Here is a 22,556-nt window from a genome sequence, read left to right on the forward strand (position 1 = left end):
AAATCAGAGGAACTGCTGTGTATTGCGAGCTCGCTGTACGAAGGAGACGAAATCGATGAACATCGGCGCAATAGGTAAGAAATTGGGCCAGCTCGTCATTGTGATCCTGATCGTCAGCTTCGGAACCTTCGTGCTGGCATCACTGATTCCCGGCGATCCCGCTGTCTCCGTTCTCGGTGAAGGCCGAACGCCTGCCGAGTACGAGGAAGTTCGGCAGCAGCTCGGACTCAACGATCCACTCCTGGTTCGCTATTGGGACTGGCTGACCAGCGCTCTCCAGGGCGACCTCGGCAACTCGCTCGTTCCCCCGCAGCAGGACGTCCTCACCGCGATCAGTTCCGCTCTCCCCGTCAGCGTTCAGTTGGCAGTGATGGGTCTGGTCATCGCACTCGTCGTCGCAGTTCCGCTCGCACTCTGGTCGGCGCACCACGAAGGCGGCGTCATCGACCGCGTCATCAGCGCCGCGACATTCGGTGTTCTTTCCGTCCCGAGCTTCCTCGCCGGTCTGTTGCTGATCATGGTCACCGTCAACTGGCTCGGCTGGTTCCCGCGATCACAGTGGGTGCGCATCGGCGACAGCCTCTCCGGAAACCTCTCACACGCAATACTTCCCGCGATCACCATCAGCCTCCTCGAGATGGCGATGTTCACTCGCGTTCTCCGATCCGACCTGGTGACGACGCTCCGTGAGGATTACATCCTCGCGTCGAAGGCCAAGGGAATGCCCACGCTGCGAGTGCTTTTCAGCGACGCGCTCCGCCCGTCGTCGTTCTCGCTCATCACGATGATGGGTCTGGCTCTCGGCGGCATGATCGGCAGCACCGTGATCGTCGAGACGCTGTTCTCACTGCCCGGAATGGGCACGCTCATCGTCCGCGCAGCGCAGCAGGGTGATTCGCCGATGCTGCTGGGCGCGGTGGTCGTGATCGCGGTCATCTACGTCCTCGTCAACAGTGCGATCGATGTTCTGTACACCTATCTTGACCCGAGGAGTCGTCGTGTCCATGTCTGAAGTGACGCCAGACGGAGCGGCCCCGTCGCCGGCCCCGTCCGAGGTGATGACATACCGGCAGCAGACAGTCCTGCTGGCTCCCGGTCCCGTCGAGACGCTGGAACAGCCCAAGAATCTGGTCCTGATCGGATCGATTCTCACAGTGGTCGGCGTTGCGCTGCTCGGCACCGCACTCTTCGGTTCAGCGATCATGATGACCGTCCGCATCGTGCTCGCGCTCGTTGCCTTGGTTTTCCTCTTCAAGGGGCTCGGCAAACTCGGTACGTCCAAGTGGGGCAGTCAGTTCGATCTCTCGTACTGGCTGGCGTGCATCTGGCTGGTCGCGCTGATCCTGGCCGCGATCTTCGCGCCGCTGCTGCCACTCGGTGAGTACAAGGACACGGTCAAGACCTTGGCCGAGCCGGGCTTCGCATCGCCGAGCCTGCTCTCCGATCATCCGTTGGGTACCAACAACTTCGGTCTCGACCTGCTTGCCCGCGCCCTGTTCGGTGCTCGCGCTTCATTGACCGTGGCCATCTGCGCCGTGCTGATCGGCATGATCATCGGTGGCACCATCGGCGTCATGGCCGGCTATTTCCGTGGCAAGGTCGACGCCGTGGTCGGAATCCTGACCAACTCGCTGCTGGCCATTCCTTCTCTGGTGCTGCTCATCGCACTGGCCGCGGTACTCACGTCGAACCTGCGCAACATCACCCTCGCACTGTCGATTCTCTGCATTCCCAGCATGGTTCGAATCGCCAGGGCAAACACCATCGTCGTCGCCCAACGGGAGTTCGTGCTTGCCGCGAGAGCCATGGGCGCCACCAAATGGCGCGTCATCTGGCGCGAGCTGGTTCCCAACGTCCTCGTTCCCGTCGCCGCGCTCGGCCTGGTGGCCGTCTCCGGCCTGATCGTCGCGGAAGCATCACTGAGCTTCCTCGGACTCGGTATCGCACAACCTGATCCGACCTGGGGCAACATGATTGCGGAAGGTCAGGGCGGGATCGTGGAGAAGCATCCGTTCATCGTCCTGGTACCAGGCGTCTTCCTCTTCCTGACGGTGTTCTCCTTCAACCTCATCGGCGAGAAGTATCGGAGTAAGCTGTGACCACTTCAGCTCAGCACGGCGTTCCGCTGCTGCAGGCGGACAACATCAGAACCGTATTCGCCACTCCCCGTGGCCAGTTGCGAGCAGTCGACGGTGTCTCGATCCACGTCTCTGCCGGCGAAACTCTCGGCATCGTGGGTGAATCCGGTTCCGGCAAGTCGGTTCTCGGGCGCACCATCATGGGACTGCTCCAGAAGGGTCCGGCTCTCGACATCAGCGGGACGGTGACGTTTGCCGGCCGCGACATGTCGACGATGAAGAAGTCGGAGATGAAGCACTTCTGGGGACCCGAGATCGCCATGGTCTTCCAGGATCCGATGACCTCGCTCAATCCGTTCAAGCGCATCGGTACCCACATCACCGAATCCTTGAAGTTCCACCTGGGTCTGAAGAAGGACGCGGCCCGCGATCGCGCAGCGGAACTCCTGTCGATGGTGGGTATCCCCGAGCCCAAGCGTCGGCTCGACCAGTACCCCCACGAACTTTCGGGCGGTATGCGACAGCGCGTGGTCATCGCGATGGCCCTGGCCTGCGAGCCGAAACTGCTGATCGCCGACGAGCCGACCACCGCTCTCGACGTGACGGTGCAGAAGCAGATTCTCGATCTGCTCGCCTCACTCAACGACAAGCTCAACATGGCCGTCATCCTGATCAGCCACGACCTCGGTGTGGTCTCGGGCCGATCCGATCGTGTCGCCGTCATGTACGCCGGTTCCGTCGTGGAAACGTCGGCAACCGAAGAGTTGTTCACTCGTCCTCGCCACCCGTACACCGAAGCGCTGATGGCCGCGATTCCGCGACTCGAGTCACCGACGCACACAGTGCTGCAGACAATTCCGGGCGGTCTCCCGGACATGACGAAGCCGATCACCGGCTGCCGCTTCGCGGCTCGCTGCCGGTACGCCCAGGACGACTGCCTGACCGGCGACCCGGCCCTGGCTCCCGGCGGACCGGGGGACAACACAACCGAAAGCCACACGTTCGCGTGCCACTACCCGGTCGACACCCCTGAAGGCACAACGGCATTGGTCGCCAACGAGAAGGCCGGCACTACCGCAGCGGGCCTGACGCTCGCGGTGAAGGAGATGGTCTGATGACTGCATCAGTGGATACCAGAAAGCCTGAGACGGTGGACGCGGCCCTGACGGTCGAGGACTTGGTTGTCGAATTCAACGTCGGCAAGGGGCAGACCGTTCACGCCGTGTCCGGAATCAGTTTCACCGTCGCGCCGGGCGAAACCTTGGGCGTGGTCGGTGAATCCGGCTGTGGCAAGTCCACGGCGGGCCGGGCGATCATGCAGTTGCCCTCACCGACGTCGGGCTCGATCCGCCTCGGAGAGACGGAAATGACGGCACTGGGTGCGGAAGAATTGCGTCGCAGCCGCACTCAGCTGCAGATGATCTTCCAGGACCCGATCTCCTCGCTGAACCCACGACGCAAGGTCAAGGCTCTCATCACCGAGGGTCCGTCGATCTGGGGCGGAAAAGACAAGGCCGCCATCGAAGCTCGGGCGCGCGAGGTTCTTGCCGAGGTCGGGCTGGACCCGGACATGGTGTGGGACCGAACCCCACGCGAACTCTCGGGTGGTCAGTGCCAGCGCGTGTGCATCGCCCGCGCATTGATGGTCGACCCCAAGGTCCTGATCTGTGACGAGCCGGTCTCGAGTCTCGACGTCTCCGTGCAGGCGCAGATTCTGAACCTGCTCGAGGACGCGAAGAAGCGTCACGGGCTGTCGCTGCTGTTCATTGCGCACAACATGGCCGTCGTGAAGAACATCAGTGACCGCGTGATGATCATGTACTTGGGCCGCGTCTGCGAAATCGTTCCCGCAGAAGACATGCAGAACCGCGCGCTGCACCCGTACACGCAGCTACTGCTGGCGTCGATTCCCGATCCCGACGCCACCGTCACCGCGGCGCAGAACGTCGAGCAGAAGGTCATCGAACTGCCCTCGCCGCTCAATCCGCCCAGTGGCTGCCGCTTCCGCACGCGGTGCCCGCTGGCTACTGATCTCTGCGCCGAGGAAGTTCCCGAGCTGCGTCTCGTCGAGGGCGGCCATCAGGTGGCGTGCCACCACGTGTGACTACACGCGAAGCATGTTGCGTACGTGACCGGTTTCGTTGATCGACCCGACCCTGCGGCTTCCGTTACGCGACACGAGAATGCGCGTGACGGACACGTACTCGATCGGGAAGGTCAACGGGCGCTCCAGTCCGAGCAGTTCCTGCAGAACGATGTTGACGACGCCGCCGTGGCAGAAGATCGCCACGGTGGCGTCGTTGTCCGTTGCCGCGACTATCTCGTCGATCGCACCGAGGACTCGCGCACGAAAGGCGTCGCCGTCCACCGACTCGGGGAGCCAGCCGGCTTTGATTCGCGCATAGGTTTCCGGCGCCCGCTCCAGGACCTCGTGCATCGGGATGTAGTGCGGCTGCTCGTAGTCGTATTCCGCCAGACCCTCGCGCTGGGTGACCGGAAGGCCCAATATCTGCGCTACCGGGGCTGCGGTCTCGAGTGCGCGCTTCTGCGGGCTGCTGAAGAGTCCGGTGATCTGGTACGGCGCCAGTGCTGCGGGCAGCCGTAGTGCCTGGGCACGACCTTCGTCGGTCAGCGAGGGATCTGCGCGGCCTTCGGTGACCTCGGCCAGTTCGGGGAGCGCGTGTCGGATCAGGAGTAGTTGCACCTACGTCACCTTGCCATGTAGAGATCGAACGCCACCACGAGGTTTCGGCCGTCGCGTTTTGCCTGGTACATCGCGTTGTCGGCGATATCGAGCAGAGTCTCCATGCCCGGCATCGCGCGATCGGCCCAGGCGACGCCGATACTGACCGTTCCCGCGAAACCGCGAATGGATCGCGCGTGGGCCTCTTGCGCCTCTCTGATGCGCTCCGCGAGCTGGATGGCTTCCTCGAAGGTGCAGTCGGCGGCGGCGACGGCAAATTCTTCACCACCCAGTCGGCCGGAGAGTCCCAGCCCTTCGGTAGCGGCGAGGAGGGTGTTTCCGAACTGTTCGAGGACCGAATCGCCGGTGAGGTGGCCGAGGTTGTCGTTGATCGATTTGAAGTGGTCGAGATCGAGCATCATGACGGCGATTGGTCGTTGCGCCGCGTGCTGGGCGTCGAGGAGTTCCTGCGATTGGGTCCAGAACGCGTGGCGACTCAGCGTTCCGGTGAGGGCGTCGCATTCGGCGATGCGTTGGAGTTCTCGCTCAGCGCGCCGCTGTGCGCCAGTGGCGACGGCTACGGCGATGGGGGAGAGTGCCATCAAGATGACGGAGATCCGGGTGGTCACCCCCTCACTGAGTAGGTGCACCGGATCTGCCAGTGCCAGACGTCCCTTACCCGCCATGACCAGTGCCCACGCGCTCCATCCGGCTGCCAGGAGCGAAGTGCTGAACAGTGAGACACGCATTGCGCACCACAGGAGCGCCGGCATCGGCAGCAGCAGCGCAAGGGCTCCCTGGACCTCCAGGGCGAGTGGCAGACAGGCCAGGAGAGCGGCCAGAGGTGCCAGGATCTGTGCGAGCCGCCTCAAGCGCAGACTCTGCCGCACGGACGGCCCGCAGGTTCTTCGAATGTGTTCGAGCGTCGGTGCCGACAGAACGATCGGCAGCACGATCAGATACGTACACAGGTCGGCGAAGAACCACCCCACCAATTCCGTTGCCGCACCGCTTCCTTCGTGGAGTTGAGTGCGTAGTGCGCTGGCGGACCCAGCCGTGAACGACGCCAGAACCGAGATGAGGAAGATTCTGGCCGTGTACTTCGTCTCGGAGATTCGCCGTGGAAAGCAGCCGAGCAAGTTCGCGGCGATCAATCCTGTCGTGACGCCGACCAGATTGATCGCATTCAGTTCGAAGGCCCTCTGCACGGGGCTTCCGGTCGCAAGATCCGCCGTCAGCAGCGCTGCGCCGCCGACAGCGAGTCCGATCGGCGCAAACGAGCGCGGGTTACGGAGGAGAATGCCCAGAAGGATCGCGTTGGCGGGCCAGAAGGTCGACAGAAAACCGGGCGGACGGGCGGCGATGCCCGCCAGGGCGACAACGAGGATCGCCACGAAAATCAGGCACGAGCGCACCCGACGTGTCGAACGGTCCATGGTCAGCCTGTCGTAGAAAGCAGAAGCTGTCCGAGACTAGCAATGATCCGGCTACTGTCCGAGTTGTAACTTTAAGTGTCATCCCCGACGGTTCGGCTGCGTGAGGCGCCGAATCAAGTTCGCCAACTCCTCGGGCTGATCGATCATCGCGTGGTGATGCGCCGGGCGCAGGACGTGAAAACTCCCGCCGAGGTAGGTGGCGAGTTTCTGCTGCTTTGCCATCCAGGCGATGGACCAGGGAGTGGTGTGGCCAGTGTGTGCAGCAACGACGCTGAGGTCGATGTCGGGCAGTGGATGCTTGCTCGAGCGTCGTAAAGCGGTGAGCTCCAGCGCCATATCGGTGTACGCGACGTATTCGATCATCGCCGCCTCCAGATAATGAGGTTCGCGGTAGATCTTCCTGACCCATTCGAGGGTGGCTTCGGACGACCCGCTCGGCGGCACGGACTGGTTGAGGATCTTGCGCGTCGTGGTGCCGAGGAGTCGTTGGAGCCCGGTGGTGCTGAACGAAGCCGCGGCGGCCCGGGAGGCGATCAGCAGCAGGTCGCGGGGGAAAAGACGTTTCGGTTCTTTCTCGGCACTGGAATCGAGGAGCAGCATCCCCGCCGCCCGATCGGGGAACAGGCGCGCGAAGCCTTCGACGTAGAAGCCGGCGATGGAGTGGCCGACGACGACGGCCGGCCGTGCCAATCCCAGAGTGTCGAGCACGTCGCGGATCCGCTGAGCTTCGCCGCGGACGGTCGGCACTTCGGAAGTAGGCTCGCTGAGTCCGAAGCCCGGGCGATCGAAGCGGACGACGGTGTGGTCCGACTGGAGATGACGCGCGCAGTCATCCCAGTCGAACCAGTTGCCCGCCAGTCCGCCGCACAGGACGACGACGGGACCGTCGCCCTCGGCAAGAACATGAAGGCGGCTCTCGCCGACCTGCAAGATCTCGCCCGGTGGTTTCACGTGGAACAATTCCGGCACGTGAGAATCCGGACTACTGACGCGGTTTCGCGAGGGGGAAGGCCAGCGTCTCGCGGATGCTGCCGCCCGTGATCAGCATGACGATTCGGTCGACGCCCATCCCGAGACCACCCGTCGGCGGCATCGCGTGTTCGAGGGCCTGAAGGAAGTCCTCGTCCAATTCCATCGCTTCTGGATCGCCGCCGGCCGCGAGCATCGACTGCTCGGTGAGCCGGTTGCGCTGATCCACAGGGTCGGTCAACTCGCTGTACGCGGTTCCCAGTTCGACACCCCACGCCACGAGGTCCCACTTCTCGGCGACGCCGGGGATGCTGCGATGCGGCCGGGTGAGCGGAGACATCGAGGTGGGGAAGTTGGTGTAGAACGTCGGGAACTCCGTGTAGTCCTCGACCAGGTGCTCGTACATCTCCTGCGCGATGGCGCCGGTATCCCAGCTGGACTGGTACGGGATCTCGTTGGCGTCGCACAGCTTCTGCAGGTCTTCGAGACTCGTCTCGGGGGAGACGTCGACACCAAGCTTTTCGGCGACGGCGCCGTGCATCGTCTTCACCGGCCACTCGCCGGAGATGTCGACCTCGACCAATTCGCCGTCCGGGCCGGGTCGCATGATGATTTCGCGCCCGAACGCTGCGACGGCCGCGGCTTGGATGAGCTCGCGGCACATCCGCATCATGCCCTCGTAGTCGCTGTGCGCCTCGTAGGCCTCGAGGATCGTGAATTCGGGATTGTGTTTGAAGTCGACGCCCTCGTTGCGGAACACGCGGCCGATCTCGAACACCTTCTCCATACCCGCGACGCACAAACGCTTCAGGTACAGCTCGGGTGCGATGCGGAGATAGAGGTCGAGGTTGTACGCGTTGATGTGTGTCAGGAACGGAGCGGCGTTCGCGCCGCCGTGCACCTGCTGCAGGATCGGGGTCTCGACTTCGAGGTATCCGCGACCACCGAGTGAATCGCGCAGCGACTTCACGACGGCACTTCGAGCTTCGAGCAGTTCGCGGGCCTTCGGGTTGAGGGCGATGTCGAGGTACCGCTGGCGGACTCGGGTCTCGGGATCCGAGAGGCCCTTCCACTTGTCCGGCAGCGGGTGCAGACACTTGCCGTTCATGCGCCACTCGACGGCGATGAGCGACAGCTCGCCCTTGCGGCTACGCCCGATGGTTCCGCTCACTTCGATCAGGTCACCGAGATCGAATTCGGCGGCGAACTCCGCCAGCTTCTCCCGGCCGACGTTGTCCTGGTCGACCAGGACCTGGATGTCGCCGGACCAGTCGCGCACGTCCGTGAACACGACTCCGCCGTAGTCGCGAACCCTCAGCAGGCGTCCCGCGATGCGTACGCGGGTGCCCTCCGGCGACTTCGCTGCGGCTGCGATCGTATGCGTCGGCGGGTAGGCGACGGGGTAGGCGGCGATTCCTTCGTCGGCCAGTTGCGCGAGTTTGTTCATGCGCACGCGGACCTGCTCGGGTCGACGCGGACCGTTGGTCGTGAACGACGGCGCCGAGTCCGGCGGGCTGCCGTCGGCGTGCAGTCCTTCGGAAGTCACCAGAGCTGCCGGCACCGCCGCATGTGTTCCGGTGTGCTTGACGACCTGGCTCGACTTGCGTCCGAAACTGGGCAGAACCACAAAGCCTTCGGCGATGGCCGACGCGAATCCGACGCGCGGCAGCTCACGGTTGTCCTCGAAGCAGAGAAAACGCGGCTCCCAATCCGGCTGGTACTTCACGTTGGAGCGGTACAGCGCTTCGAGCTGCCACCAGCGGGAGAAGAAGACGAGCACTGAGCGCCAGATGCGGAGGATAGGGCCGGCGCCGATGCGCGATCCTTCCTCGAACACCGAGCGGAAGACGGCGAAGTTGAGCGAGACCCGCACGACGCCGATCTCGTCCGAACGTGTGGCCAACTCCGAGACCATCAGTTCGACGACTCCGTTGGGTGCCGTCGGCTTGCGACGCATCAGGTCGAGCGAAACGCCGTTCGGTCCCCACAGCACGAGCGAAAGCATGCCGACGACGCTTTCGTCCTCCGTGCCTTCGCCCATGACGGCTTCGACGAGGAGGCAGTCGCCGTCGAGGTGATCGCCCAGTCGGCCGAGTGCCATGGAGAAGCCGCGCTCGGTGTCGGTGTCACGCCAGTCGTCCGCGCGGATGATGACGGCCGCCATGTCCTCCGGCGGGATGTCGCGATGGCGTCGCATCCGCACGGTGACGCCGTGGCGCCTGACGCGGGTGACGGCCTGGCGCACCGGGCGCATGTCGCGTCCGTTGAGGTTGAACTCGCGGGTGCGCAGGATCGCTTCGTCGCCGAGTTGCAGGACGCTCAAGCCTGCCTTCTTGTACGCCGTCGCCCCGGTTTCGCTGGCGCCCATGACGGCTGTCGCCCAGCCGTACTGCGAGGCCAGGTCCTGCCACGCTTCGATGGCGTGCGGCCACGCCTCGGGATCGCCGATGGGATCACCACTGGCGAGGCAGACGCCGATCTCGACGCGGTAGGTGATCGCGGCCTTGCCGCTCGGCGCGAAGATGACGGCCTTGTCGCGGCGGGTGGCGAAGTAAGCGAGGGAGTCGTCGGCGCCGAAGTTCTGGATCAACCCGCGGATCGCGGACTCGTCGTTGCCGGTGAGGGCGTTGTTGGAGCGTTGCGCGCGGAAGAGCGTCATAACCGCGGCGAGTAGTGCGATGGCGCCGAGGAGACCGAGGACCGTGTTGACGAAGACGCGTGGATGGCCGTCGAACACCTCGTTGTCGACCGAAGCCGCCGCGGTGACGCGGTTCAGGGCCCAGAGGAATCGCTGGTTCTGCGGCAGGTCGCCCGGGAAGAGTTCGACAAGGCCCCAACCGATCACGGTCGCGACAGCCATGCCGCCGATCAGTACGCCGAGCGCTTTCCAACCGGCGCCGCGTCGTACGCGTGTGTAGAACTCGGGCCTCGCGGCGATGAGGATTCCGATCACGACAAGCAAAACGACAGCGGCGACGGCGTTGTTCGGGTTCTTGTCGACGATCGTGGAGGCGATGTTGGTGAGGGTGATCAGCGCGAGGTAGATCGTCAGCAGCCACCAGGCGATGCGCTTGCGGCTCGCGAGGGCCGCGGCGAGCAGGGCGACGACGAGCGCCCACGACAGGCTCGTATCCGGTGCGTCGAAGTAGTAGCTGTCGATGTATTCGCGTGGGACGCGGAGGATGTGCCGCAGTACCGGCGAGATGCTCCACAGGAACACCAGTACGGAGAAGACTCCGAGGATCAATCCCGAGATATGGGGAACCTGGCTGAACCGCCCTTTGCGGAATCGCCGCGCCTGGCGCGGATTTTCGGGTGGCGATTCCACCAACTCTGCAGTGGTGTCCGATACCTCGGTCAATGGTGCCATCGAGCTTCCTCTCCTACCGGTCGATCAGATCCTCACGCTAAGTGTGGTCTGTCGTGTCCAGTTTTGTGGGAGGAGGAAGATGATTGACATGACCGACAACATTCCAGCAGTACCCATCCGCGACGAAATGATTCGGCTCGGTCAGTTTCTCAAGCTCGCGAACCTCATCGAATCGGGCGCGGAGGCCAAGGAAGTGATCGCCGACGGCATGGTTTCGGTCAACGGTGAGGTCGAAGATCGTCGGGGCCGCCAGCTTCGTGACGGCGATGTCGTCGAGATCGGCGGGATGGCCGCCAAAGTGGAAGCCCCCGCCTGATCCCGCGACTTCTGACTAGCTTTCGCGAACGACGACGCCGTCCTGGTCGCTGTAGACGATCTCGCCGGGGTTGAAGGTGACTCCGCCGATTTCGATCGGCACGTTCTTCTCGCCCGAACCGGTCTGAGTGCTCTTGCGCGGGTTGGTGCCCAGCGCCTTGACGCCGATGTCGAGGGTGCGCAGGATCGCCGAGTCGCGGACAGCTCCGTTGACGATGACGCCGGCCCAGCCGTTGTCGACGCCGCGGCCGGCAATGATGTCGCCGACCAGGGCGGTGTGGATGCTCGCGTCACCGTCGACGACGAGGACTCCGCCGTTGCCCGGTTCGCTGAGGGTCTGCTTCACGAGCAGGTTGTCCTGGAAGCACTTGATGGTCGTGATGGGGCCGGCAAACACTTCACGTCCACCGAACTGGGTGAACTGCGTGTCGCAGCTACGGATGTCGGGTCCGATCTCGTCGGCAAGGTCAGCGGTCGCTACAGGCTCGGTCATGCCCCACAGGATAGTCGGCAGAGAGTTGACCACGGGTTCCCAGACCTACGCCGCATCCGGTAGACATCGACGGTGGACACATCGCGCTGGTACCGATCGTTCGCGGAAGTGGAAGCCCGAGGGAACTCCGAGGTCTACGAGGAATGGGGCAACGGCGTATCGGAGGATCCAGCAGTCCTCGCTCTGATCAATCGACTTCCAGAACCCCGCAGGCAACCCAACCTGATATTCGGGGCGAGTCGTCACCTCGGTGCACCGGTCGCGCCGTATGCGTCGTTTCGCCGGTGGCTGAGAGAGAACTGGTCTGCGGTTGAACAACTTGCGCGGATCCGGACTACCCAGACCAATGAAGCAGGCCGCGCTGCTGTGTTGCTTCCCGTTCTCGGGTTGTTGAAGGGCCCGCTCTCCCTCATCGAAGTCGGTGCTTCGGCGGGCCTGTGCCTTTACCCTGACCGCTACAGCTTTCTCTACGACGGCACAAAGTATCTGCATCCAGTCGATGGTCCGTCCACCGTTCTGCTGGAGTGTGCGACGACCGGCAGTCCGCCGATTCCGGAGAGAGTCCCAGACGTGGTGTACCGGGCGGGCATCGACCTGAACCCACTCGATGTAGGCGACACCGACGACATGAGATGGTTGGAGAGTCTTGTGTGGCCGGAACAGGACCATCGCCGTCAGCGATTACGCGACGCTGCTGCACTCGCTCGTGTGGATCCACCGCATCTGGTTCGCGGAGATCTCACGGCGGCTGTTGCCGATCTGGTCCGGCGTGCGCCACAGAACACAACGGTCGTGGTCTATCACAGTGCAGTCCTCAACTATCTGACCCTCACTGCCAGAGAGGAATTCGCAGAAACTGTTCGTGCTTTGCCATGCCACTGGATAGCCAACGAAGGTCTTGGGGTTCTGCCCGAAGTCGATGCCCAGTTGACGGCATCACCAGAGGCGCGCCGTGGCAAATTTGTTGTCTCTCTTGACGGCACACCCCGCGGGCTAGCCGGTGGCCATGGGCAGTTCCTCGACTGGTTAGACCAAACCCGCACGGCGCGAGCAGGTTAGGTGCTGGGAAGTATGCCGTTCAGCACTATGTCGGCAAGAGAATCGGCAAACGGTCCCGGGTCCGAGACGTCGCGAACCGACATCGCGAAGATGGCCGCGCCCGCCATGATGTCGAGAAGAGCGTCGGCGTCGACGCCGCTTCGGATGTCGCCGCGCTCCCTCGCCGCTTCCAGTCGACGGTTCAGCTCGACGCGGACTCCGGCCAGTTGCCGCACCACGAGAACGTCGCGTAATTCCGCGTTTGTTCGCACTTCGCTCATCAGTCCGGGCGCCGCGGCCCGGGTGGCGGGAGCGGCGAACAGTGCCACCGCGCCCTGCACAAGCGCGCGAATCTGATCCGCGATCGTGCCCTCGGCGCCGAGTTCGGTGTCGATGTCCGCGCCCTGTTCGACGTCGAGCACGGGGTAGATCGCGTCGTTGACGATGTGTGCCTTCGACGGCCACCGACGGTAGATGGCTGGACGCCCGACTCCCGCGCGCGTCGCGATGGCGTCGATGGATGTGCCGGCGTACCCCTTTTCCTCCAACAGTTGCCTGGTCGCGTCCAGTACTGCGTCGTCGATTGCAGGGTTTCGCTGCGGGCCCAGGCGGTGCTGAGTTTCGGAATCTTTGGACATTTTGGGCAAATCCCTTGCGGTATCGCTGTGATGGCCGTTACATTCTGTCACGGCTTTAGTCGTTACATATTGTATCGACTATCGGCACGTGCGCATCGGCGCCACCGAACCACGAGGAGTGGTGATGAACCTTCGAACCGAAACAGAAACCTCAGGCGGAGATCCCGACTACGCCGAATTCGCCAGGCCCGGCGAATCCCGCAACGACCCGGCAGAGATGCGACGCAGCCTCGAAGGCTGGCTCGCGAGCGTGCTGTGGCGAGGCTCGAAACCTTCCGTGACCTCGGTCGAGGTGCCCGCCGCGAACGGCATGTCCAACGAGACCGTGCTGTTCGATGCAACGTGGATCGAGGACGGGATTCGAGCCGAGCATCGCCTGGTCGCCCGTATCGCTCCGCGAGACAGTGCGGTGCCGATCTTCCCGTCGTACAACCTGGACCAGCAGTTTCGGGTCATGAGCGCCGTCGCAGCCCACACGTCGGTGCCGATCCCGCGTGTGTACTGGTCCGAGAGCAACCCGGACGCGCTCGGCGGCGAGTTCTTCGTGATGGAACGGCGCGACGGCGAAATCCCGCCAGACGTCATGCCGTACACGTTCGGATCCTGGCTCTCGGAGGCTTCAGCGGACGACTGTTCTCGACTCCAGCAGTCATCGGTCCAGGTGCTGGCGGAGTTGCACGCTATGGCCGATCCACACCTCGCTCTCCCCGAGTTGTGCGGCGGCGGTGCCGAACCGACTGGGGCAGAAGCTCTTCGCGCGCACCTCGAGGACCAGCGACGCTATTACGAGTGGGCAACAGCCGACGGACCAGGATCTCCGTTGATCGAGCGCGGCTTCGACTGGATCGAAGCGAACTTTCCCGCCGATGCCGGTTCCGCAGTGCTCTGCTGGGGTGACTCGCGGATCGGAAATGTCATCTACCGCGACTTCGAACCAGCGGCGGTCCTCGACTGGGAGATGGCCACACTGGGGCCGCGTGAACTGGACCTCGGCTGGATGATCTTCCAGCACAGGTTCTTCGAGGATCTCGCTGCCATGGCCGGGCTCCCCGGAATGCCGGACTTCCTTCGTCGCGAGGCCGTGGCAGAGGTCTACGGCTCGCTTTCCGGCCACCAGGTTGCGGATCTAGATTTCTACATCGTGTACGCCGCGCTGCGGCATGCGGTGATCATGTTCCGAGTCCAAAGTCGCGCAGTGGCTTTCGGTCAGGCGGAATTCCCCGACAATCCGGACGAGATGATCCTGCACCACAAGACGCTCGAAGCCATGCTCGACGGCACCTATTGGGAATCGCTCGCTACAGCCACGCTCACAACAGCGTCGGTCGCAACAGGAGATGCACGATGACACTGTCCCCGCTCGACGACTACCCGGTACATCAGATCGCCGAGACTATCCGCCACGTGGGCACCTCGGATCGAAACTTCTACGACCGCTACTACTTCAACTGCCATGCAGGCGTCGACGGCGACAGCGAGCCGCTGTTTCTCATCATCGGTCTCGGTCAGTACCCCAATCTCGGTGTGTGCGACGGCTTTGCGGTTCTTCGGCGCGGCGACGACCATATCGTCTTCCGGGCATCCCGCGCCTTGGGTGACGATCGTATGGACCTGTCAGTAGGCCCGTTGAGGATCGAGATCATCGAGGGTCTGCACCGTCTGCGGGTGGTGTTGGACCCGAGTCCCGAAGCGCCGGACCTGAGCTTCGACCTCACCTTCGAGTCCGACGGCCCCGCCAATCTCGAGGCCAGACATTTCCATCGCCAACTCGAACGAGTCACCTTCGACACGCAACGATTCGTGCAGACCGGAACATGGTCCGGATCCCTGACCGTCGACGGCGACGTCATCCCGGTCACCCCGGAGACGTGGCGGGGTAATCGCGATCGATCCTGGGGTGTTCGACCGGTCGGCGAGGCGGAACCTCCTGGACGCAAGGCGGATCCGTCGATCGCCGGTAGTCAGAACTTCTTCTGGATCTACTCGATCATGCAATTCGGGGACTTCACCGTCGTCACGGTCGTTCAAGAGGATCAGCAGGGACGCCGAATTCTGGAGGATGCGACACGCGTCTGGGCGGATCGTTCGCGCGAGCCGGAGTGGTTGGGTCGACCGGACCACCAGCTCACCTTCATTTCCGGTACCCGCGAGGTGAAGAGCGGAACTCTGTACTTCCGGCGTCCCGGTGCACCAGGCGAATCCGACCACATCCTGGAGATAACCTGCGAACCGATTCTGCCCAACTACATCGGTGTCGGTACGGGCTACGGACTCGAGCAGGATTGGCGCCACGGGATGTGGCAGGGAGAACTGGTGGTTCAGGGCCTGCGAGAGAAGGTTTCGGACATCGAACCGTGGAAGAAGATGCTGTGCCCGGTCGACAATTTGGCCCGGTTCACCCTTGTAGAAGACGGCGTAACTCGCACCGGGACAGGACTGTTCGAGGTAGCAGTCATTGGACCCCACCAGCGATACGGGTTCACCGGAATCGGTGACGTCGCACCGTAACTCCAGCTCGCCAAACCGCAAATCCCAAACCACAGAGAGAGACACTGCCACATGTCCACACGCTCACGAATGTTGTTCGCTCGCACTGCGAAGGCCGCCGCACTTGTTGTCACCGGAGGCCTGTTGTTTGCCGCTCCCGCCACGGCCATCCCGCTCGACTTGGGCTCTCTCAACACGGGATCGGTCGATCTCGGCTCGCTCGATCCTGTGCTCGCGCCGACACCGAACTTGGCCTCCGTGGCCAACTTTCGCGACGTCGCCGGCAATGACGGTAGGGGATACGCCACCGTCGACGGCTCGCACCTCAAGCGCGGCGTCATCTACCGGTCCAATGCGCTGACCGCGACCAGCGATGCAGACAAGGCGACGCTCACCGGCCTCGGACTTGCCGACGCCTATGACCTCCGCGGTTCAACCGAGATATCCAACCCGTTCATCGGTGGCGCGGACAAGCTCCCGGACGGTGTGACGTACACGAACATCCCCATCGAGTTCAAGGATCTCACTCAGCTCGCCACAACGATCAAGTCGCCGGAAGAGGCCAAGCAGTTCTTGGTCGACACCAACCGCAGTTTTGTCACCGACCCTGTGCGCCGCGCCGGCTTCAAGCAGGTTCTCTCGGACATCGCTGCTGGTGACGGGGTGCAGTTGTTCCATTGCACTTCAGGCAAGGACCGCACGGGTTGGACCGCGATGTTGCTGCAGACCATCGCTGGTGTCCCCGCCCAGACGATCATGGACGACTATCTGTTGAGCAACACCTACCTTCAGGCGACCAACGAGAAGATCCTTGCGCAGATCTCTCAGGCCCTGAGCCCGCAGGTAGCGACCAATCTCGAGCCAGCCCTCGGTGTCGATGCGTCGTACCTGGAAGCTGGACTCGCGCAGATAGCCAGCGATTACGGAACCGTCGACGGTTATCTCACCGAAGGTCTCGGACTCACTCCGGACACGATCGCGCTTTTGAAGGCCAAGCTCGTCGACTAGTTGCGCGCCGCTAAAACGCTTGAACGAACGAGTACCAGTCGCCGTCGAACTCCTGGTATCCGATCTCGCCGTCGCGGCGGGGCTTGCCGAGATATGGTGCGCCGTCCGGTAAGTACGCCAATCCGATCGAATCGATCAGACCGCCCTCGATGTGGAAGCGGCACCCGTTGCCGACGGGCCAGACCTGCAGGACCCGGTAGACGCCAATTGTTTGGTTGTCCAACGACTTCTGGCAATCCGCGGCCACTGCTTCGAGCGAATCTTTCGACAATGCAAACGCAACACGCGAAGGGGCGGACAAGGTCACGAGCGCGCCGGTGACGAGGACTATCACCGGCGCGATCGTGCTCAAACGGAGCGTTTTGTACTTCATCCAACCAATCAGGCTGAGTATCAACCACACTCCACCCAAACCCAGCAACACTGAGGCGGCGAGCGCGAAAAACGGAAAGTACACAACCGGCGGCATGAAGGACCACACGATGACGCCGCATGTGAGAGCGACAAGCACTGCGGCGACAATCGCTGTCACCTTCCACCAGGATGCCGGACCTCCGCGCTTAGTTACCGGATCACCGTCAGTCATCGGACAACCCTTGCACAAGGCAGTAGCCGCGGAGTGGCAAGTGGAATTGTTCCCGCCGACGCACCGAGGAAGCCAGTGGCGCTTACCAGGCCATTTCGGTGCGGCCCTCGCGTCGCAGTTGGGAAAGCTGTCGTCCGTCGGCGAGCTGCCAGTCTCTCCAGCCGTGCCTCTGTTGCCCCATGAGTTCTGTCAGTGGCGCTGACGGGGTACCGTAGCGTTTTCCGTTTACCTCGAGCGCTCCGTCCCGTGTGACCGTCGCGGTGAAGTTCAGCCCGCGCCCGATGTCGTGGTAGCTCAGCTGCTGGTCGACCTGCAGATACCCGAATAGCATGAGCTGCAGAATGTCGTCGTCGTAGGTGACTTCAGGATCGACGACTGCGTTGGAAGCTGGTTGTTCCGGCGGAGGTGTGTGCGTGGCGCCCGGGGCTCCGGCGACATGCTGGGCGGTGGAGATGTCGCTGGTGGCACGTAGGTCGATCTTCTCGGGTTGCGGCTGCTGCGATCCGACCAGATTCCCAATTCCACGCCCCAATCGCCCGAATCCGGCACCGACCCCTGACACACCGGAGCCGATCGCCCTTCCTGCCGCACTGCCGACGGCGACAGCTCTACTTCCCACCTCTGCGAGGGCGTCGATAACACTAGGACTCTCGTGCTCGGTCCACCCCATGACTTGACTGCCGCGTGCCTGCGCAAAATCGTCGAGATCGCTTTTGAGCGTGACAATATCGTGGGTGAGGTTGTGGGCGGCGCCCCAACGAAATCCATCGAGTCGGCGCATGTGCGCAAAGTTCGACAGCTCCGAGCGAGCATGGAGTAGGAGTTGGCCGTCGCGTTCGAAATGCTCAGCCAGCAGGGCGCGCGAATCGTCGAGCACCGTCTGCAGATGCTGCGGTTCGGTTGCCTGAACGCGGGCGATCCGCAGTCGTTGCCACAGATACAGCGACTGCTCGCTGACCACCAACAGGTGCAAGGATTCTCCGAGCCGATTTTCTTCGATTGCGCGGCGTAGGTAGTCAGCCCGATCCTGTACCGGGCGCGTGGGATCGAACCCGGCGAGGGTGCGTTTGACGTGTTCGCGGAGGCGTTCGATGGTCACGCTCAGGGCCGGACGGAGTCCGGCAACCGATTCCCAGTCCGCAGTCGGAAGCGCGTCGTGGTCGTCGAGAGTGGCCACGAGTCGTTCGAGGGTGGAGAAGTGCCCGACTACGTCTCCGACGCGGGTCGCTTGAGCAAGGACGAGTAGCTGTTCGACTTTGCCGTCGACGCGGGCGATCGACTCGTTCACCGACGCGATCGCGGCCGAGAGTGCGACCTGCACGGCGAGTAGTTGCAGGGACAGCGCCTGCGTGGGACCGAGAGGCACCTTCTGCCACTGCAGTTGATTCCGGAATTTCCCGCTCTGATCGACAACGGTCATTCGGAAGAAACCGTTGTCCCCAGGGAGGACCCGGTGAGTTTTCAAGGCTTGAACGCTTTCCGGGGACAGTCGCACGAACTGACCGGCCTGGGCGAGAATGGACTGCACGCCGAACGCTGCGGCCGCAGCGCCGGCCATGGATGACTTGCTGACTCCGGACACGTCCAGGGCTTCGCCGGCGAGATCGGTCATTCGTGCGAGATACCCGGCAACGACCTCTGGGTCTCCGGCGACAAGAATGCCTTCGGGCTCAACGGATATAGCGAGTTCGGTTCCTGGACCACTGCCATCGGCAACGGCAGGGGAAAGGGAGTTCTCTACGGCCGGTGTGTCATTCATCGGGGCATGCATCCTGTCGGTGTCGTGTTTCTGGGGGCGAGTCTGTGGGCGACCGCGGAGACCGCGGTTTCGAATCGCTCTCGTCCTCCGGGTGAGTTCAAGCCCCGGTCAGAGCAGTGTGGAACCTTTCCCGGGATGATGTACAGGTCCCGTTCGATTCCTGCACGGTTCCATCCATCTCGGGCCGCGACGCCCAGCAGCAGCACGATCTCCAGGTTTGGGCACAACCCCACGAATTCGGTAGTCCATTGGGTCCCGCGGGCGCGTTCGGCGGGCGTCGAACCACCGTTCTTGACGCCGGAAACGGGGAAGGGGACGACATTCCAATGCACGACGTCTGAGGACGAGATGCCGGCACGTGAGTACGCTTCGCGGCAGTTACGTGCAGTGCGGTCGTTGTTGTCGAGGCTGAGTAGGCCAGATCCCGTGCCGGCTTCGGCTTTCGTGGACGGATTATCGAGCAGGACAAGGACCCGTGCATCGATTCCGCCCTGGTCTGGATCTACGTAGGGCACGTATCCATGAGGAAGGCCTTCAGCGTCGGCTATCCGATTCGCAAGCGCGTTCAACGGCGCTACATGGGGATCGTGGATGCGGCGCTTCTTTTCGGCGACAACGGCCGGGTCGGCGTTGCGTCCGTTACTCATAGCGGTGACCATGCATTGATGTCAGTACTCCTTGGAACGGCGGAGGTCGGTATTTTGTGCAACGAATGACGATCAGGAGCATGCGGCGACGATCCCGCCGATGACAATCGCCAGGACGATGAGAAAACTGATGAATTCCACCACCCCTTCAGCGGATGAATTCTTTTTCGTGGCACTCATCTGTTCTCCACTCCAGGTCTATTCTGCGCAGCGCACGGCCAAATGCCGTAACCGCCATCAGATTGAGACTTCTTATTCGAACCGTGTGTCGCTGGTCAACTTCCCCGTCCTCGAGGAGTTCTCGATCGAACCCTCGCTTGCGCTCAGTGCTGCTGGTTCACGGGTCGGCCGGATTCGAATCGCCAGATCGCATGATCAAGATGTGTGACATTGCGGGCCGACTTCTCGGCCACCGCTTTCACCAGGTTCGCGGCATCAGTGGGACTGACATTCTCGGGCGCAGATCCGATCGCATCCGCCACAAAGCGGATGACCATGCGGTCAGCTTTCACACCCCCAATACCCGCGAGCATCAAGAAGTAGTTCCAGGTGATCCCGGAGCGCTGTCCCGGCACACTGATCCACGCCTTCTTTGCCTCCTCAATTTTGCTTGGGGCGGCGTTGAGGAGGTCATAGGTACTGTTGATTCCCTGCTCACGCAGCTGAACAGCAGCCTCGTGAATAGCCGCAGCCTTGAGCGGAGCACCCTTGCTCGTCGAGGTTGGTTTGCGATTGTTCGTCATCTCAGCCCATTGCTGTGGACCGCCAAGTTCTGTGAAGGTGCCCAATAGAGCTCCCGCATTGTCGGTATCCGCATTGCCGCCTTGGGCCTGCCGATATTCGATGTAGTGACGCAGGAGATTCTTGACAGAGTTGTAGTGCGCGCCGGTAGACGCGATCGAGTCGATGATGCACAGGGCAAGACTGTGCGGATAACCGTCGGGTCGGAACCACAGGTCGGGGTCGCCGAGATCGCTGTCGCAGCGCTTTGCGAGAAGGTCAACCCGATCATCTGTTGTTGCGGGCATGCTATGTCCTCTGTTCTGAATATGCGCTCAGTGAAGTTCTCGATGCACTATGCACCACCCCTCTGACAAATCTGAAAGTAATGGGTAAGGCGCGGTGTTGTTGGAGGGCGATGTTGGGGGGGTGATGCAAATGCGACGAAATCGATTTCGACGAGAGTAGTTCGTTTTGCGTCTGAATAAACTAGGCACTATCTATGCGCACAATCAACTTGCGGAATGTCGGACCGCTGCACTCACCGTAGTGGTGGTTCGAGAAGCCGAGTGCAATGATGCTGCGGAGCAAATGGCGCATTGCCTAGAGAAATCGAAAGCTATTGTTCATCAATGCTTTCCGCCTGAATGCTTGCGGATCAGTCTGAGATCGAAACGATTTCGAATGGATCGCCTCCGACACCAAAAAGTCCTCCGAGGCCGGAAGGTATGGTCGGATTGTGAACCAGGATCTGATCATTCGCCGCTACCTACCCTCGGATGAGGATGTGGTCGTCGACCTGTGGTCGCGCGCTGCCCGTGAAGCCCATCCATTCCTTGCAGGCGAGGGGACCGGTGAGCGGGAGCAGAAGATGCGAGAGGTCTATCTGATTCAGGCCGACAATTGGGTGGCTGAGCACAACTCCGAAGTTGTTGGCCTGTTGGGAATGATCGGCTCCGAGATCGGGGGACTGTTCGTCGCGCCGGCGTCGCAAGGGTTGGGTGTCGGTCGGGCGTTGGTCGAACACGCCACAACCATGCACGGCGAGGTGACACTCGAGGTTTACACCCTCAACGATCGCGCCCGCAGGTTCTATGCGCTGATGGAGTTCGAAGAAGAGGGGCGCCGACTCGACGCCGAGACAAACCATGAATTGATCACCCTGCGTCGTACTGGTCGCGACTCCTCCCAAGCGCCGGCATGAGAAATACGGATCAGCCCAGAACGGGCCTGACATTGTGCACAGATCTGACGGCTACCGATTGGCTGGTCGATCAGGATTTGCCTTGGTATCAGTTGGCTGGGCGCGGCCCGATCGGATTTCCGAAGTATGCGCGCCTGCGGTTCATCCCAGATCCGAGCTTTCCCGGTCAGAAATCCAATGATGTCGATTTCGATCAAACCGGGCCGGAAGAGAAAGTGCTGATCGGCGTCGCCCTGGATGTGTTGTCCACTTACACAACCACACCCGACGAGTGCTATTTCTGCATGTGGACCGGGTGGGGGTCGGCAGTCGGTGATGACGTTCCGCGGTTCGAGATCCCCAATCGTGACTACTGGCTCTTCCGTGGAACGCTTGCCGACTACGCCGATTGGAGCGTGGAGAACTCAGCTCGTTGGCCGTGGGGTTCTTCCCCTGATCCGGCCTTCATCTGGCCGGCGGATCATGCATGGTGCATAACCAATGATGTCGACCCACATTTCGCGATCATCGCCGCCCCTGAGGAAGCGATCATTCGAATTGTGGCCGATTCGCGGATCGATGCCGTCCTCGACGACCCGGATATCGTTCCGCCGTATTGGCACTGACGACCGATCACGGCCAAGTCTCGAGTTCGACTACCAGCGTGTTCCAGCGGACGCCGAAATTTGTGGGGACCTGACCCGTCTCGCAGTACACCGTCGGCCCGTCGAAAACGACGTTGAAGAGACCGGAATGAATTGTCGTCAAGAGTGTTTCGTGTTGAATGAGGTGGCCGGGCCGCGCTTTCACCCGCATGCGCCCAGTGGGCTGAGTGCGGTATTGCGTCCAGAGGTAGCGATCCCACACCAGGCAACCTCTCAACCGCACCTCGCCGACGCTTCCGACATCGTCGCCGATCAGTGTCGTAAATCCGTGTCCGAGATGGGCTATGTGCTCAGTGCGGCCGTCGAGTGTCACAGTCGCGATGCGTGCATCGATTTCGCAGCACACCTCGGCAGGAAGGTCCAACATTTCGGGACTGGCCCAGTAGGTCGTCGGTTCGCAAGTATCGCCAGGCATGGGGGTATCGCGCCACGGTTCGAGATCCTCGAGCATCCAGAGTTGCGCCACGGTGCAAGTATCCCA

Annotated in this window: 22 protein-coding genes; 11 read left to right on the forward strand and 11 right to left on the reverse strand. The window is 62.4% G+C overall.

Annotated elements, in window-relative coordinates; all coding sequences use genetic code 11:
• Positions 1-55: 55 nt before the first annotated feature.
• The 4 genes from RA302_RS00365 to RA302_RS00380 are packed head-to-tail and all read left to right on the forward strand — an operon-like array spanning position 56 to position 4,182.
• Complete coding sequence (locus RA302_RS00365) at positions 56-1,012, forward strand: ABC transporter permease (RefSeq protein WP_003943571.1); 957 nt, start codon at positions 56-58, stop codon at positions 1,010-1,012.
• Positions 1,005-2,099 carry an ABC transporter permease gene (locus tag RA302_RS00370; protein ID WP_007735813.1) on the forward strand — a complete coding sequence of 365 codons (1,095 nt, stop codon included), beginning with the start codon at positions 1,005-1,007 and terminating at the stop codon, positions 2,097-2,099. The genes RA302_RS00365 and RA302_RS00370 overlap by 8 nt, the downstream gene beginning before the upstream one ends.
• On the forward strand, positions 2,096-3,193 hold the full coding sequence (locus RA302_RS00375) for an ABC transporter ATP-binding protein (RefSeq protein WP_021342346.1): 1,098 nt from the start codon (positions 2,096-2,098) through the stop codon (positions 3,191-3,193). Before RA302_RS00370 ends, RA302_RS00375 begins: the two co-directional genes overlap by 4 nt.
• Entirely contained in the window at positions 3,193-4,182 is a 990-nt protein-coding gene (locus tag RA302_RS00380; RefSeq protein WP_030536673.1) for an oligopeptide/dipeptide ABC transporter ATP-binding protein, read from the forward strand. The genes RA302_RS00375 and RA302_RS00380 overlap by 1 nt, the downstream gene beginning before the upstream one ends.
• Here RA302_RS00380 and RA302_RS00385 read toward each other — a convergent pair whose 3' ends face one another.
• The 4 genes from RA302_RS00385 to lysX all read right to left on the reverse strand — a co-directional run bounded on the left by RA302_RS00385 (position 4,183) and on the right by lysX (position 10,536).
• Positions 4,183-4,782, reverse strand: a complete 600-nt coding sequence (locus RA302_RS00385; RefSeq protein WP_030536672.1) for a histidine phosphatase family protein — start codon at positions 4,780-4,782, stop codon at positions 4,183-4,185.
• A gap of 5 nt (positions 4,783-4,787) precedes the next feature.
• The gene (locus tag RA302_RS00390) at positions 4,788-6,197 is read right to left on the reverse strand and encodes a diguanylate cyclase (RefSeq protein WP_003943555.1); all 1,410 of its coding nucleotides are present in this window, start codon (positions 6,195-6,197) and stop codon (positions 4,788-4,790) included.
• Between the two features lie 78 nt (positions 6,198-6,275).
• Positions 6,276-7,166: an alpha/beta hydrolase gene (locus RA302_RS00395; protein ID WP_166501581.1), complete on the reverse strand. Its 891-nt coding sequence runs from the start codon at positions 7,164-7,166 to the stop codon at positions 6,276-6,278.
• 13 nt (positions 7,167-7,179) lie between these two features.
• Complete coding sequence (lysX, locus tag RA302_RS00400) at positions 7,180-10,536, reverse strand: bifunctional lysylphosphatidylglycerol synthetase/lysine--tRNA ligase LysX (protein ID WP_338478967.1); 3,357 nt, start codon at positions 10,534-10,536, stop codon at positions 7,180-7,182.
• A gap of 88 nt (positions 10,537-10,624) precedes the next feature.
• Here lysX and RA302_RS00405 point away from each other — a divergent pair, with 88 nt between their 5' ends.
• A complete protein-coding gene (locus tag RA302_RS00405; protein WP_003943569.1) occupies positions 10,625-10,852 on the forward strand; it encodes an RNA-binding S4 domain-containing protein in 228 nt (75 codons plus the stop codon).
• A 15-nt stretch (positions 10,853-10,867) separates the two neighbouring features.
• Here the strand turns inward: RA302_RS00405 and rraA are convergent, their stop codons facing one another.
• Positions 10,868-11,344: a ribonuclease E activity regulator RraA gene (rraA, locus tag RA302_RS00410; protein WP_003943552.1), complete on the reverse strand. Its 477-nt coding sequence runs from the start codon at positions 11,342-11,344 to the stop codon at positions 10,868-10,870.
• Between the two features lie 72 nt (positions 11,345-11,416).
• Between rraA and RA302_RS00415 the strand changes: the two genes are divergently transcribed.
• Positions 11,417-12,403 (forward strand): DUF2332 domain-containing protein, encoded by a 987-nt coding sequence (locus RA302_RS00415; RefSeq protein ID WP_166501582.1) that lies wholly within the window; start codon positions 11,417-11,419, stop codon positions 12,401-12,403.
• Here RA302_RS00415 and RA302_RS00420 read toward each other — a convergent pair.
• Positions 12,400-13,020, reverse strand: a complete 621-nt coding sequence (locus tag RA302_RS00420; protein ID WP_166501583.1) for a TetR/AcrR family transcriptional regulator — start codon at positions 13,018-13,020, stop codon at positions 12,400-12,402. The two genes, RA302_RS00415 and RA302_RS00420, sit on opposite strands and share 4 nt — an antisense overlap.
• A 124-nt stretch (positions 13,021-13,144) precedes the next feature.
• Here RA302_RS00420 and RA302_RS00425 point away from each other — a divergent pair, with 124 nt between their 5' ends.
• From RA302_RS00425 to RA302_RS00435, 3 genes are read left to right on the forward strand one after another with little or no spacing between them, the layout of a single operon-like run.
• On the forward strand, positions 13,145-14,368 hold the full coding sequence (locus RA302_RS00425) for a phosphotransferase family protein (RefSeq protein WP_166501584.1): 1,224 nt from the start codon (positions 13,145-13,147) through the stop codon (positions 14,366-14,368).
• The gene (locus RA302_RS00430; RefSeq protein ID WP_020968030.1) at positions 14,365-15,528 is read left to right on the forward strand and encodes a hypothetical protein; all 1,164 of its coding nucleotides are present in this window, start codon (positions 14,365-14,367) and stop codon (positions 15,526-15,528) included. Before RA302_RS00425 ends, RA302_RS00430 begins: the two co-directional genes overlap by 4 nt.
• Before the next feature lie 51 nt (positions 15,529-15,579).
• The gene (locus tag RA302_RS00435; protein WP_166501585.1) at positions 15,580-16,515 is read left to right on the forward strand and encodes a tyrosine-protein phosphatase; all 936 of its coding nucleotides are present in this window, start codon (positions 15,580-15,582) and stop codon (positions 16,513-16,515) included.
• Positions 16,516-16,525: 10 nt separating this feature from the next.
• Here RA302_RS00435 and RA302_RS00440 read toward each other — a convergent pair whose 3' ends face one another.
• The 4 genes from RA302_RS00440 to RA302_RS00455 all read right to left on the reverse strand — a co-directional run bounded on the left by RA302_RS00440 (position 16,526) and on the right by RA302_RS00455 (position 20,535).
• A complete protein-coding gene (locus RA302_RS00440) occupies positions 16,526-17,101 on the reverse strand; it encodes a hypothetical protein (protein WP_225320221.1) in 576 nt (191 codons plus the stop codon).
• Between the two features lie 82 nt (positions 17,102-17,183).
• Positions 17,184-18,860, reverse strand: a complete 1,677-nt coding sequence (locus RA302_RS00445; protein ID WP_238054101.1) for a hypothetical protein — start codon at positions 18,858-18,860, stop codon at positions 17,184-17,186.
• A complete protein-coding gene (locus RA302_RS00450; RefSeq protein ID WP_051253104.1) occupies positions 18,857-19,507 on the reverse strand; it encodes a uracil-DNA glycosylase in 651 nt (216 codons plus the stop codon). The genes RA302_RS00445 and RA302_RS00450 overlap by 4 nt, the downstream gene beginning before the upstream one ends.
• A gap of 323 nt (positions 19,508-19,830) precedes the next feature.
• Positions 19,831-20,535, reverse strand: coding sequence for a heme peroxidase (locus RA302_RS00455; protein WP_021332652.1), 705 nt, complete (start codon positions 20,533-20,535; stop codon positions 19,831-19,833).
• Positions 20,536-20,966: 431 nt separating this feature from the next.
• On the opposite strand from RA302_RS00455, the gene RA302_RS00460 reads away from it, so the two are divergent.
• Both RA302_RS00460 and RA302_RS00465 read left to right on the forward strand, forming a co-directional pair.
• The gene (locus RA302_RS00460; RefSeq protein ID WP_021332653.1) at positions 20,967-21,431 is read left to right on the forward strand and encodes a GNAT family N-acetyltransferase; all 465 of its coding nucleotides are present in this window, start codon (positions 20,967-20,969) and stop codon (positions 21,429-21,431) included.
• Entirely contained in the window at positions 21,428-22,036 is a 609-nt protein-coding gene (locus tag RA302_RS00465) for a hypothetical protein (protein WP_238054102.1), read from the forward strand. The genes RA302_RS00460 and RA302_RS00465 overlap by 4 nt, the downstream gene beginning before the upstream one ends.
• Positions 22,037-22,043: 7 nt before the next feature.
• Here the strand turns inward: RA302_RS00465 and RA302_RS00470 are convergent, their stop codons facing one another.
• Complete coding sequence (locus tag RA302_RS00470) at positions 22,044-22,541, reverse strand: hypothetical protein (protein ID WP_166501587.1); 498 nt, start codon at positions 22,539-22,541, stop codon at positions 22,044-22,046.
• Between the last annotated feature and the right edge of the window lie 15 nt (positions 22,542-22,556).

The sequence above is a fragment of the Rhodococcus sp. DN22 genome (assembly GCF_036669995.1).
GTDB lineage: Bacteria > Actinomycetota > Actinomycetes > Mycobacteriales > Mycobacteriaceae > Rhodococcus_F > Rhodococcus_F erythropolis.